The sequence below is a fragment of the Nostoc sp. KVJ20 genome, assembly GCF_001712795.1.
In the GTDB taxonomy this organism is placed as follows: Bacteria; Cyanobacteriota; Cyanobacteriia; order Cyanobacteriales; family Nostocaceae; genus Nostoc.
This window is the reverse complement of record NZ_KV757607.1, coordinates 88644-102003: the sequence shown is the minus strand read 5'-3', so window position 1 is coordinate 102003 and position 13360 is coordinate 88644. Positions and strand designations below refer to the sequence as shown.

At 42.9% G+C, this 13360-nt stretch carries 8 protein-coding genes and 1 pseudogene; 3 read left to right on the top strand and 6 right to left on the bottom strand.

The features are described from left to right. Positions 1-403: 403 nt before the first annotated feature. The 5 genes and pseudogenes from A4S05_RS13745 to A4S05_RS13730 form a co-directional block, all read right to left on the bottom strand. Positions 404-589 (bottom strand): hypothetical protein, encoded by a 186-nt coding sequence (locus tag A4S05_RS13745; RefSeq protein ID WP_069070388.1) that lies wholly within the window; start codon positions 587-589, stop codon positions 404-406. Positions 590-644: 55 nt separating this feature from the next. Continuing rightward, a complete protein-coding gene (locus tag A4S05_RS13740; RefSeq protein ID WP_069070387.1) occupies positions 645-905 on the bottom strand; it encodes a hypothetical protein in 261 nt (86 codons plus the stop codon). A gap of 225 nt (positions 906-1130) precedes the next feature. Then, a pseudogene (locus tag A4S05_RS38865) lies at positions 1131-1503 on the bottom strand (four helix bundle protein). Positions 1504-1598: 95 nt separating this feature from the next. After that, positions 1599-5831, bottom strand: coding sequence for a chemotaxis protein CheB (locus tag A4S05_RS13735; protein WP_084227101.1), 4233 nt, complete (start codon positions 5829-5831; stop codon positions 1599-1601). 723 nt (positions 5832-6554) lie between these two features. After that, the gene (locus A4S05_RS13730) at positions 6555-8756 is read right to left on the bottom strand and encodes a PAS domain S-box protein (protein WP_256090966.1); all 2202 of its coding nucleotides are present in this window, start codon (positions 8754-8756) and stop codon (positions 6555-6557) included. Positions 8757-9009: 253 nt separating this feature from the next. Here A4S05_RS13730 and A4S05_RS13725 point away from each other — a divergent pair, with 253 nt between their 5' ends. Then, on the top strand, positions 9010-9360 hold the full coding sequence (locus tag A4S05_RS13725; RefSeq protein ID WP_069070385.1) for a histidine triad nucleotide-binding protein: 351 nt from the start codon (positions 9010-9012) through the stop codon (positions 9358-9360). Between the two features lie 340 nt (positions 9361-9700). Then, positions 9701-10783 carry a photosystem II q(b) protein gene (psbA, locus tag A4S05_RS13720; protein ID WP_069068940.1) on the top strand — a complete coding sequence of 361 codons (1083 nt, stop codon included), beginning with the start codon at positions 9701-9703 and terminating at the stop codon, positions 10781-10783. A 62-nt stretch (positions 10784-10845) separates the two neighbouring features. Here the strand turns inward: psbA and A4S05_RS13715 are convergent, their stop codons facing one another. Next, the gene (locus A4S05_RS13715) at positions 10846-11526 is read right to left on the bottom strand and encodes a RibD family protein (RefSeq protein ID WP_069070384.1); all 681 of its coding nucleotides are present in this window, start codon (positions 11524-11526) and stop codon (positions 10846-10848) included. A gap of 386 nt (positions 11527-11912) precedes the next feature. On the opposite strand from A4S05_RS13715, the gene A4S05_RS13710 reads away from it, so the two are divergent. Further along, positions 11913-13283: a DUF2252 domain-containing protein gene (locus A4S05_RS13710; protein WP_069070383.1), complete on the top strand. Its 1371-nt coding sequence runs from the start codon at positions 11913-11915 to the stop codon at positions 13281-13283. The last annotated feature ends 77 nt before the right edge of the window (positions 13284-13360 follow it).

Sequence of the window (13360 nt, the reverse complement as noted above, 5' to 3'; positions counted from 1 at the left end):
GTCGATGCATCAAAGGTGCAAGTCAATAAACTTGTGTGTACACCGTAGCCTTAAAAAAGGGGGCAAAAAGCTCTCAAAGTCCCCCTTTTTAAGGGGGATTTAGGGGGATCTACAACGATTTTGGTTTTCTAGAAAGATGTGTGTACACCGTAGCCTAAAAGGAGAGAGGCTTCTCTTTCAGAGACGGTAACGTGAATGCCAACGAGACGCTGCGCGAACGAAGAGAAGGGACTAGTACTTGATTTATAATCAGCGAAAATGAGCATTAATGATATTGAAGTCTTGCTCTAATTGTTTGCCAAAATTGAATTTTTGGATAACTTCATCTCAGGAGTAACTATAAGTCTTGAAATCTTTGATTTGTTTGACTAAATCAGAGTTGTCTTGCTGCATGAAGCTTCCCCTACTGTTCTGCTAGTACTTTGATTTCATAAAGTTCTCGCTGAATGAAATTGGATGTAAACATCAAGCGCTTACCACTACTGTTTACAAAAAAGAATCTCTGATTACGAGATTGATGGCTAAATTTGATTTGTTCCCCTCGGCAAGAGTAGATTTTACCCCGAATTAAATTGGTAGATTTAAACATTTTCCACCTCCTTATCAAAAACCTACTTACAGCAGAATTCAGAAGTCAGAATTAGCTACGCCCCACTGCACTCAGCACTCTTCATTTCACCAGCTTGAAATTCGCTGTATGTCGTAAGTAAATCTGTCTCGGTAAGGAGTATCATCGTTTCTACACCAACTCTGCCAAAGTCAGGCTCTAGCCCTAATACCATCTCAATGACATACATCCATCTGCCATATTCAGGTGTGTAGCTGCGTACAATCCCTTCTCCACCAACAAAGCTCACCCATTGGGCATTGCGAAACTTAGGCCTCCTCATGAAGGTTGCAGTCATGTGTAAGACTCCTCTAATTAATAGTTGATACCTTCTGTTTTATTAAAAAAAATCAAAGATCCTCTATATCTTTTTAAGTAAAAATGTAAGATATAACCTGTACCTTTGGAATGTTTTAGGTGCAGATTATACAATTTATACGTAATTGAAACGTTGATTCAAACATTTGATCGAGGAAGGCAGGAGGCAGAGGGCAGGAGGCAGTAGGCAAGAGACAGAAAGGTTTTAAGATTTAATCTTTTGAATACTTGACACTAAAATTCTTTGAAACCTATCGACTTCTTCCAAAATAGGAGTAAATAGTTCAGGCGATGCTAATCCGACTTCCTTAGAAATAATCAATTGAGTATCAAGTTCTCGAAGCGAACCTAAAGCAATGTGTAGAAATTGGATATATTCGTTCTGCGTCCGTCTTCCATAACCTTCTCTAACGAGACGCTGCGCGAACAGCTATATTTGATGGCACGGAAACTGCCGAGCGTCTAATCTGGCTAGTTAATCCGTAGAGTTCAGATTTCGGGAATTTTTCGGTAAGTCGATAGCAGTTAATGGCAAGCTTGACACCACGCTGCCAAATAAATTGTTCTCTATAACTCATGGCGCAAGCAAGAAGTTTGAAGTAGGAAGTTGGGAGAAATTACATCATTATACACCTCCTGCCTCCTGCCTCCTGCCTCCTGCCTCCTTGAAGAATTACGAATTATCTGTGCCTCGTCCAGTCAAATTTGCAATCATCAATACCAATTCAGTAAGCTCAATCGGTTTAGCGAGATGCATTTGGAAACCAGCATCAATTGCCCTTTGCCGCTCTTGCTCGGTGGCATAGGCAGTAATTGCTGCTGCTGGAATTTGTCCCCCAGCTTCAGTTTCAAGGGCTCTCACCTGACGAATCAGGGAGTAACCATCCTCATCTGGCATCCCAATATCTGCTAGAAGCACATCATATTTGCCAGGGGATTCAGTTAAAGCAGCGATCGCTTCCCTTGCCGATGTCACAACCACTACTTCAGCCCCAAACTCTTCTAACATCCACTTTAATAAGTCGCGGCTATCCTCTTGATCGTCTACAGACAAGATGCATAATCCTTCAAGGGTAAGGGGTGGATTTTTACCATCTAATGTATCTGGAGTCTCTGATAAAATGCTCGGCTCTAAATAAGTTGGTGGTGTAATCTCCGGTGGCATTAAGCGCAGAGGCAGCCTGACAATGATCGTAGTTCCTAGTCCCTCACCTGGACTTTGCGCTTGAACTGTTCCACCATGAAGTTCTATCAGATGACGGACGATTGACAAGCCTAATCCAAGTCCCTGACTTGTTTTGCTGCTGCTGGAATCTCCTTGACGGAAGCGATCGAAAATATATGGCAGCAAGTCTTCCCGGATGCCAATTCCTGTGTCGCTGACTCGAAGTTCAGCGTGAGTAGATACAGCTTCGAGTATAATTCCCACTCGCCCACCGGCTGGAGTGAACTTAATGGCATTAGAAAGTAAATTCCACAGAACTTGCTGTAAACGGTCAAAATCTCCGACAACCGTCGCCGAGTTCAACTGTGAAACAATTTCAATGCTTTTCGCCTCTGCGGAAAATTGGATAGACTCAATGGCGGCATCCACTACTGAAACTAGATCGATTAGACGAGTATTTAAATGAAGCTTGCCACTCGTAATTCGGGAGACATCCAGCATATCATCGATTAACTGACCTTGCACTTTAGCACTCCGCTCCACAACTTCCCAGGCACGAATGACTGCTTCTGAATCTAAATTGCGGGTGCGGAAAAGTTGCGCCCAGCCCAGTATAGTATTGAGCGGGTTACGAAGTTCATGGGAGAGGTTCGACAGGAATTCATCTTTGGCTCGGTTGGCAATTTCTGCTTGTTGACGGGCTGACTGCTCCTGTTCTAGTAGCTTAGATCGCTCTAACTCTAACTGTTTGCGATCGCTAATATCTTCAATCGCCAGCAAAATCATTTGAGACTCGCCCTGGTCAATAATTTTCCAACCATTGAGCAGCATGGTTTTCTCTCCAATCCGCTCAAAACTATGCTCTACTTCCCAGTTGTTAATACTGGTATCGTTGGCGAGAATTTCTTCTAAGAGCGATCGCAGTCCGGGCAAATTCCATTGACCGTTCCCTAGTTCAAAAATCAGAGATTGCGCTGTCTCTGATGGTGAAACCTGAAATGTTTCATAAAACGAGCGATTGGCTTTGTTCACCCGGAAATCCGCATCAAGGACGATTAAGGGCACTTGTACTGTCTCCACAATCGCTTCAGCATAATTTCTGGCTTGTTCTAAGGTTGCGGCACTGCGTTTAAGAACATCAATATCTATTAACACCAACACTACACCGTCAATCTTGTTTTCTGTTGTGCGATAAGGACGGATGCGGAGGTTGTACCAATGTCCCCCCAGAGTTTGGACTTCTAATTCTTTGATGCTGAGTGTGTCAAGAACCTCCAAAATTAGAGTTTCTAACTCAGGAACATCGAGATTTGCTCTGATGTCGCTCAAAGGTCGTCCAGCATCGGTGGGAATCAAATTAAAAAGTCGCTGCGCCATTGGCGTAAAACGGCGAATGCGTAAGTCCAAAGTCAATATCAAAATGGGAATATTAATACTGGCAAGCAAATTCGTGAGATCGTTGTTAACTTGGTGTAATTCCAGATTTCGACTACGAAGTTCTTCATTAGTGGTGTTGAGTTCTTCGTTAGTTGCCTGAATCTCTTCTTTGGCAGTTTCTAGCTCCTCATTGGTGCTTTGCAACTCTTCATTACTAGAGAGGATTTCTTCATTGGCAACTTTCAGGTCTTGATTGATATGCTCCTGCTCTTGGATCACCGCTTGCAGATATTCTTGAGTTGCAGCCCGCTCTTTGATGGCGGTTGCAAGTTCAAGCCTTAGCTGAACAATCTCCTGCGCTAAGTCTGACTGCACTTCGCTCTCAGGATTTACTGTGCTGGGGTTGTTAATTGTGGGTGGGGCTGATTCAAATAAAACTAGAAAGTAGAGTTCTTCGCCAGTCCCAGGGTTGAATGGAATCACCTCAAGATTGATGATTTTTGCAAGATCGCCCTCTTCAATTCGTAACCCTTCTCTTCTAACTAGAATTTTTTGCCGTTGTGCCTGATAAATTGTGGCGCGTAGCTCGATGAGCAAACCCTCGCGCACCATTTTGAATAAGTTAAGACTCGGTTTCCCCGGTACAAGTTTGAGGTAGAGATCGATTTCTCCCCGAAATTGCAGCACGTCCATCTTGTCGTTGATTACTACACCCACTGGGGCATAGTGATTCAAGATTAGTTGGTCAGTTTTTTTCTCTAAATCAAACTCATCCGATGGATTCTCATCGGTTGGCTTTGATTCGTCCACTTTTACTATCGGATAATTGCTGGTAATGAATGAAAAAGTTGGACGAATTGCAGTTAGCTTTTTGGCATAAATTTTATACTTTTTGTCAATTAAAGTAAACAAGTCCGAATATTTACCTGTGCTTTCTGAAGTCCCTAGCAGCAAGAAGCCAGTCGGATTAAGACTGTAATGAAAGATGGGCAATATCCGTTTTTGCAACGTTTCGTCCAAGTAAATCAGTACATTCCGGCAGCTAATTAAATCTAAGTTAGAAAAAGGGGGATCACTGCCCAAGTCTTGCCTAGCAAACACACACAGTTCGCGGACAGCTTTACTAATTTGATATCCACCGCCTTCAAGGGCATTAAAGAATCTGCGGCGGCTCTCTGGTGAGACTTCCACCATTTGATTCTCTGCATAAATACCCGTTCTCGCTTTGTCAATCGCTATCTCGCTGATGTCTGTGGCAAAAATCTGGATCGGCGGCGAGGTGACTTTATTTGATAAAAACTCCAGCAAGGAGATAGCGATGGAATACACTTCTTCACCCGTCGAACACCCAGCTACCCAAATCCGAATCGGCAACTCTGTTGATTTGTTTTGGATGATGCTAGGAAAGACTCGCTCTTTCAACACTTCAAATGCTTCGGGATCGCGGAAAAAATGGGTAACGTGGATCAGAATTTCTTCATAGAGCGCCTTGACTTCACCCGGATTGTTTTGCAAATACTCGGCATAATCCTCTAAGCGTTCTAGTTTATACAACAGCATTCGCCTCTGGATGCGGCGATCGAGGGTGTTGGGCTTGTAGTGGCTGAAGTCAACGCCAGTTTGCGATCGCAGTAATACAAATATAGTCGCCAGGGCATCTCCCTGTTCGGGCAACTTCTCAACCGCGATCACGGGCAAAGAGTTAGCAATAAAAGGATTGCGACTGAGGTTTACCAGTTCCTCGGCGATTTTTTGCGGCGGTAGCACAAAATCCACATTCCCGGTGGCAACAGCAGTATTGGGCATACTATCGAATTTTGCCGTGTCTTCACACTGAGCAAAAGTCACGCCTCCAGCTGCCTTGATTGCCTTCAGCCCTAGTGAACCGTCTCCATCTGCTCCAGATAAAACAACTGCGATCGCTTTGTGCCCTCGATCTGCTGCCAATGAAGTAAAGAATGCATCAGCAGGCATATATTTACCATGAACTTTCTCTCGCGGCGTGAGTTGCAACACTCCACCAGACAGCATCATCTTAGTGTTAGGCGGAATAATGTAAACCTGGTTAGGTTTCACAGTCACGCCGTCTCGCACTTCATTGACGGGCATTGAAGTTGTTCTTCCTAGAATCTCGCTCAACAGACTCTTGTGGTTAGGATCTAAGTGTTGAATCAGCACAAATGCCATCCCTGTATCGGTAAGCAAATGCTTAAGTACCTGCGTAAATGCCTCTAATCCACCTGCAGAGGCGGCAATGCCAACGATGGGAAATAAAGCATCTGCAATTTCTTGCTGCTCTACGTCGGACGCTTCATTTGCGGTAGATTCAGATACAGGTTGTTCAGAGGGGCGATCGGATGTCATAAGAGGATGTTTAGTAACGCAATGCTTTGGCGGCTAAGGTTTGTATTTTAGGTTGGTTTTACCAAATAAAAGCAGGAGGCAGGAAGAAAATCTATTTTTTGACCTTCGTTACTTTCTTAACAGCACCATAATTTTTTATGGTAAACAAAAAAATATTTGAATATTCAAAATATATAACCTATAAACAATTTTAATTTTCCTAAATCCCAATCTCTGCTAAAAAGTCTAAAACTAGAATAAATGCAATACCAATAATTCCGCTATTCAAAAGTAAACCTAATTGAGATAATACACACATTTTATAGTTACAAATAAAGGTAGAGGACAGAGGGCAGAAGGCTTTTATGAAAGAAGTATTAATAAAAACTTTAGTTGTGGGTCTAGAGCCGCACTAGTATAAAAAGATTTGTGTCGATAGCGCCGGCGGCAAGCGAGTCAGACGCTCCTGCGTCGCTAACGCTGCGCTATCGAGCGTCGCGGAAAGTGCCACAAGACACAAGGCTTCCAAGATCAATCCCGCATTTTTAAACGTGGGTTCCCTTCTGCCAACTGAGCCTTCTGAATTCTGAATTCTGAATTCTTCTTCAACAACAGTGTTTACCATAACATCCTATTGTTAGAGTTTATGTTTGAGTAGATGTTTTAATAGCGTATATTTTATATAGAATGTATATTTTGTTAACAAATTTTCTGATATATAAACAGGGCTTGGTTGTAGTTTTTTTAACTATCTCCTGTAACTGATTCCAATTCTAGAGACAGCGAATGTGTATCTCTGGATGTTGAGGCAGGTAAGTACACTGTAAATTGAGTGCCTCTGCCTACTTGACTGTAAACATTGACAAAACCACCGTGATTTTTAATAATACCCAACACCGTGGAAAGTCCTAAACCCGTACCTTTTCCTACCTCTTTGGTAGTGAAAAATGGTTCAAAAATTCGTTCTTGAACTTCCGACGACATCCCCATCCCAGTATCCGTCACCACGATCGCAATATAAGAACCCACTTTCGCATCAATATTTATCTGGGCAGAATGTTCACCAATCACCAGATTTTCCGCCGCAATCCTCAAAATACCGCCACTAGGCATAGCATCGCGGGCGTTGACTACTAAATTTATCAGTACTTGATGTAATTGAGTTATATCTCCGCGAACGTACCAGAGATTTTTAGAGATATCTATCTGGCAAATAATGGAGTTAGGAAATGTTTGAGCGATAATTTGCTCAATTTCTGCCATCAAAGGCTGAATTTGGACAATTGTTCGTTTGCCTTCAATACCTCGTGCAAAAGATAATACTTGCTTGAGCAAATTAGCACCGCGTTTAACATTATTTTCTAAAGTTTGCAGTATTTGCTGACTCTGCGGATCGGGCAATTTCCTCTGCAACAGTTGAACTGACATTAAAATTGGGGATAGTATATTGTTCAGGTCATGGGCGATACCGCCAGCTAAAGTACCAATACTCTCCAAACGTTGCGATCGCAAAAGTTGAGCTTCCAGTTGTTTCTGCTGTGTGATTTCGGTGTTCACACTCAAAATGGATTTGGGTTGTCCATTATCATGTCGTATCAGTGTCCACCGACTTTCAACGATAATTACTTTACCTTCCCTTGTCAGTTGATGCAACTCACCCCGCCACTCACCCGTATTCATCACCGTTAAGTAAGCATCTTCTAGCTGTGGTGAAATCTCTTTATACAAAAGTTGCAAAACATTCTTACCCACAACTTCCTCAGCCTTCCAGCCGTACAAACTCTGGGCACCTTTATTCCAAAACAAAATTTGGTTGCGGATATTTCGTACCACAATTGCGTCAGTTGATACATCCAACAGCGCTGCTTGTTCACGAATTTTCTGTTCTGCCTGTTTTTGCTGAGTTACATCTCGTATCAGTGCTAAATGGATGAACGTCCCATCAGATTCGTTAAGCAGTGGTACAGCATGAGTTTCCATGTAGCGGCGAGTGCCTTTAAATCCAACGATTTCAAACTCCAAAGTTCCCTTGTTACCTTGGCAGATACTTTTATGCAAGTCGGCAAAGGCTGCTCTATACTCTGGTAAAATTACAGCATCAACTGGTTTGCCAATCAAAACATCAGCACTTTCCACTTCCATCATCGCCAGCCCTTCTGCATTGATTTCTAAAAGGGTTCCATCCCTGGCAATTAAGTTGATACATTCTGGTTCTGCATCTATCATGGCTCGTAAACGATTTTCGCTTTGGCGTAGGGCCAATTCCGTCTGCTGAAGTTGCCTGATATAGCGCCACAACAAGTCATACAGCAGCGCCACCAGCACCAAATCCACAATAGCCGCGATAAAAAATGTAACTATCGCCTTTTGAGAAATTGCTTGCGACTGTTGCATTCCCTGCTGTAATAAATTTTGCTCTACCTCTAAAAAGTCGTGAATAAGCTGTTGGATTTCTTTGCTGTTTTGCTTGTCTTTGACAGATAAAATTCTCTGTCGAACTGCTTCAAATCCTTGGTTTTGTCTGAGGGAAATCTCTTGTTGCAAAATGTTGAGTCTACTGTTAATTTTCGGCTCCAGCAAAGAAACCCACTGCTGCTTTTGATGGTTATCAGCAGTCAACTTACTGAGAGTCTGAATGTTGCGATTAGTTTGTTCATAAGCTACAAGATAAGTTTTTAGATCATCTGCATCTGCTGTAATTAAGTAATTACGTTGTGCAGTCTCAGTATCTTGGAGTGTAGATTGGATACTTTCAACTTGGGTAATAACTTTATATGAGGATGTCACCCATTGCTGGTTGTAAATCAGCTTAACAGTGTTGCCGTAGGAGACTACAGCATTAGTGAATATAACTGCCAATGCTAGGACGAATATTGCTTTCAGCTTTTGGATTCGATACCATTTTTTGCTCATGCGATCGCCCTTTCTGCCGCAGATGACCTCCATCAGTTTAAATTAAAGATTACAAACAAATACTGAGAATATTTTAAAGATTTAAATAGCACTGGTAATAAAATATAATCTGTGATAGGTGTAAATATTTGGATTTTTTGGGATGGTGATTTATACATAGTAGTAACAAAGAAATCCGCTAATTTTTAATATAAATTTAAATTCATTTTTAGCCATAATGTTGTCTCATTTAAGTGATTAGCCGGACTTAATATAAAATCTCTAGCAGATAAGTAGGTAAATTGGCATGAGTGAAACTCCAGAAACGATTTTCAGCAAAATTATTAGTCGGGAAATTCCCGCTGATATTGTTTATGAGGATAATTTGTCCCTGGCATTTAAAGACATCCATCCCCAAGCGCCCGTTCACATCCTCGTGATTCCCAAAAAACCCATTGCTCAACTAGCTGATGCTGAATCTGAAGATCATGCTCTGTTGGGGCATCTTTTGTTAACCGTCAAACGTGTTGCAGAAGAAGCTGGGCTGAAAAATGGTTATCGAGTTGTCATCAACACTGGTGATGACGGCGGACAAACAGTCCATCACTTACATTTGCACATTTTGGGAGGACGGCAGTTAGACTGGCCCCCTGGTTGATAAAACCAATTCGCAATTCGCAATTCGCACTCTTGCTAACGCCCCGCTACCCTAACGCAATTAAACCAAGACAGACACTTCGGGGTGGGGTTTCTACGTACCTTGCTATACAAGGATTATTTCGCGCCACTTGCGGGCGTTAGCGTAGCGGGACGAAGTACGTGATAAAACCAGATGAATTGCGTCTCTAAACGCGGTTCATCACCAAAAGAAATTACTGTCATAATCAATACCTATGTAATATTTCTTTACAAATCTCCATTTTGCTTCTAATGTAATAAACATAGGTAAGCAAATTTGCTTATCCAAATCATAAATAACTAACCGCACTTATAAAACAATGACAACAACCTTACAACGTCGCGAAAGCGCCAACGTATGGGATCGATTCTGCGAATGGATCACCAGCACCAACAACCGGATTTACATCGGTTGGTTCGGCGTAGTAATGATTCCAACCTTGCTAGCCGCTACCGCTTGCTTCGTAATCGCCTTCATCGCCGCTCCTCCCGTTGACATCGATGGTATCCGCGAACCAGTAGCAGGTTCCTTGATTTACGGAAACAACATCATCTCCGGTGCAGTAGTACCTTCCTCCAACGCTATCGGCTTGCACTTCTACCCAATCTGGGAAGCAGCTTCCTTAGATGAGTGGCTGTACAACGGCGGTCCTTACCAACTAGTAGTTTTCCACTTCCTGATTGGCGTATTCTGCTACATGGGTCGTGAATGGGAACTATCCTACCGCTTAGGAATGCGTCCTTGGATTGCGATCGCATATTCTGCACCAGTAGCAGCAGCAACCGCAGTTTTCTTGGTATATCCAATCGGACAAGGTTCCTTCTCTGATGGTATGCCTTTGGGTATTTCTGGAACATTCAACTTCATGATCGTGTTCCAAGCAGAACACAACATCTTGATGCACCCCTTCCACCAACTCGGTGTAGCTGGTGTATTCGGCGGTTCCTTGTTCTCAGCAATGCACGGTTCTTTGGTTACATCTTCCTTGGTTCGTGAAACAACCGAAACCGAATCACAAAACTACGGTTACAAATTCGGTCAAGAAGAAGAAACCTACAACATCGTTGCAGCCCACGGTTACTTCGGTCGTCTAATCTTCCAATACGCTTCTTTCAACAACAGCCGTTCACTGCACTTCTTCCTCGCAGCATGGCCTGTAATCGGCATCTGGTTCACCGCCTTGGGTGTAAGCACAATGGCGTTCAACTTGAACGGTTTCAACTTCAACCAATCAATCATTGACTCTGAAGGTCGTGTGATTGCAACTTGGGCAGATGTAATCAACCGCGCTAACTTGGGTATGGAAGTAATGCACGAGCGTAACGCTCACAACTTCCCTCTAGATTTGGCTGCTGGCGATTCTGCTCCTGTAGCTCTTACCGCTCCTGCTATCAACGGTTAATTCTGAAGTTTAGCTAAATTAAAAAGCGCTCTCCCTTTCGGGAGGGCGCTTTTTAGTATTCTCTACTTGAGTGTACGGTAGTGTAAAAACAACTCACTTCCAATCTGACGAGTTTCAACGAGTTGGAGATGAGGAGCAGCATAAGGAACAAAACCTTCTCCCTCTACTGGGCTAGGGGCGTGCTTTCCTCCATAAATAACTGGCCAAATTGTCAACCACCAATCGTCAATTCGCTCTGCGTGCACTAGAGCAGCGGTTAAAGAGCCACCTCCCAAAGCAACTACCTTGTTAATACCCCGCTCTGCCATCAAGCTGTAAGCCCGATCCCAGTCCAGGTCTGTATCTCCCAAATCAATTAATTCAGCCAGTTTTTGTAAGGTTGTTGTATCAGAATTGCGTTCTAAACCAGTTCGTGTTGTAAATATCCAGCGCTCGATGTCCTGACTTAAAAAAGGCAAGTCCAGCGCTAGGTCGAGGGAACCTGAGACAACGCAGGTAATAGGCTGGGGAGACTGACCCCGAACCTTACGTGCTGCCAAAAGTTCGGGATTGCGAATTGTAAAAGTTACCCCCTCAGCCCGAATTGTCCCTGCTCCTACCAGAATTAGATCAGCAAAGGAGACTTGATACTCCACGTGTGCTTGATCATCTGGATCGGATTCACGAGGCGCTTTAGGATCTACGGCACTAATTTTTCCATCGGCCGTCATGGCAAGAACCACAGTTGTTTGGATAGCTGACATGATTACGTTTTGACAATTCTTTATAATTTTACCGAAGAAAGGCAGAAGGCAGGAGGCAGAGGGCAGGAGGTAAGAAGTATCAATTAAAACTTTAGTTCTGGGTCTAAAGCCCAGTTTAAAGCGATAATTATACCGAGACTGCTTGCAGCGAGGTATAAAACGTCCTTGCTTCAATCCCACTCTTTTAAGGGTGGGTTACCTCCTGCCTCCTGCCTTCATCCTCCTGCCTCCTGAACTTTTTGAATTCTTTGACATGAATAGTTGTTGCATTGTGCTTTAAATCACTTTCTAAGCTATGGCTAAAGGTGGTAAAAGAATTGTTGTTGGATGATTGTATCTACACAAGAGTCTAACAAGAGTCAATTTTTTACACCTAAGAGACTGTCATGGCCAAACACATATCTGCGATCGCAGTTGTCTTAATTTTAATTTTGGGGTTTGCATCTCCAGTTCAAGCTGCAACTCCCCGTTCGACTTGGGTGGAAAATGAAATTTACCAATACAATCATCCCTTTGCTTCTCAATTGCCTCAAGAACTGGAAACGAAGATACAAAAGATGAAAGCTAGCCCATTCGCCTTTTATCGAGGGACGGCTCACATTTTTTATCGTGATATGCAGACCTTGCCAAGTTCAGAATTTGTGAATTCTTCAACATCAGCCATCTGGTTAGAGGGAGATATGCATCTGCAAAATATTGGAGGGATAAGAGATAGTAACGATAACAACGTTTTTGACACCACTGATTTTGATGAAGGCTATCTTGGCCCCTACGTTTGGGACTTGCGACGGATGGCAGTCTCCATTCTGTTGGCAGCTAAAGAAAACGGTATTAGCTCAAGCGATGCTCAGGATATTGTCAGGAATTTTTTGGATGCTTATCTGAACAAGATGAGTGACTTTAAGGGAACCAATGATGAACTGTCATATCGTTTGGAATCCAGCAATACGAATGGTGTGGTCAAAGATTTGATTGAAAAGGTATCAGATAAGAGCCGTTTGAAGTTTTTAAATAAATATACGCAGTTAAATAACAGCAACAATCGAGTATTCCAAACAACTTTGGAACTTAAGTCTGTATCTGCCAGTACCTATTCAGACATTGCTGAGGCTATGAGCAGCTACATCGCTTCAATTCCGAGCAGTAAGCGCTACGACAATAGTTACTACACCCTCAAAGACATTCGCCTCAAATTAGGTTCAGGCATTGGTAGTCTTGGAAAGTACCGATATTACTTATTGATTGAGGGCCCAAGTTCAGCAACCGACGACGATCGCATTTTGGAAATGAAGCAGGAAGGTAATAGCGCAGTTGCGATCGCAGTTCCAGGTTTGCTGCCAAGTTCTGTCTACGGAAACCAAGAAGGGGCAAGAGTGACAATCGCCACGAAAGCAATGCTCTCTAATACTGATCCATTGCTTGGCTATACTACGGTCACTAGCATTCCCTTTATGCTGCATGAAAAATCACCCTATCAAGTGGACTTTGATTATACTTTGCTAACCACTAAGTCAAAATTCATGGATGCAATGGGGTATGCAGGGAAGGTTGTTGCCAAGAACCATGCAATCTCAGATAAAGACTACGATGCTGCGATTATTCCCGTAAGCGTTGACAAAGAAGTAACTGATATTGTGAGCGGTAACAAGGCTGTATTCAAAGACGAAATTATTAACTTTGCGGTGGACTATGCAACTCAAGTCGAGTATGACTACACGAGTTTTGTTAATGCTTATAACCAAAAGGTGACACTCTAACTTTAGTCAAGTCGCTCGCTTTTCTACGAGACGCTACGCGTAGCTTGCTTCTCTGAAAGAGTACGCTCCAATTAAAA

Bases quoted from the DNA above. Each gene is read 5' to 3' on its own strand.
- A4S05_RS13745 (WP_069070388.1), bottom strand. From the start codon at position 589: ATGTTTAAATCTACCAATTTAATTCGGGGTAAAATCTACTCTTGCCGA.
- A4S05_RS13740 (WP_069070387.1), bottom strand. From the start codon at position 905: ATGACTGCAACCTTCATGAGGAGGCCTAAGTTTCGCAATGCCCAATGG.
- A4S05_RS13735 (WP_084227101.1), bottom strand. From the start codon at position 5,831: ATGACATCCGATCGCCCCTCTGAACAACCTGTATCTGAATCTACCGCA.
- A4S05_RS13730 (WP_256090966.1), bottom strand. From the start codon at position 8,756: ATGGAGGTCATCTGCGGCAGAAAGGGCGATCGCATGAGCAAAAAATGG.
- A4S05_RS13725 (WP_069070385.1), top strand. From the start codon at position 9,010: ATGAGTGAAACTCCAGAAACGATTTTCAGCAAAATTATTAGTCGGGAA.
- psbA (WP_069068940.1), top strand. From the start codon at position 9,701: ATGACAACAACCTTACAACGTCGCGAAAGCGCCAACGTATGGGATCGA.
- A4S05_RS13715 (WP_069070384.1), bottom strand. From the start codon at position 11,526: ATGTCAGCTATCCAAACAACTGTGGTTCTTGCCATGACGGCCGATGGA.
- A4S05_RS13710 (WP_069070383.1), top strand. From the start codon at position 11,913: ATGGCCAAACACATATCTGCGATCGCAGTTGTCTTAATTTTAATTTTG.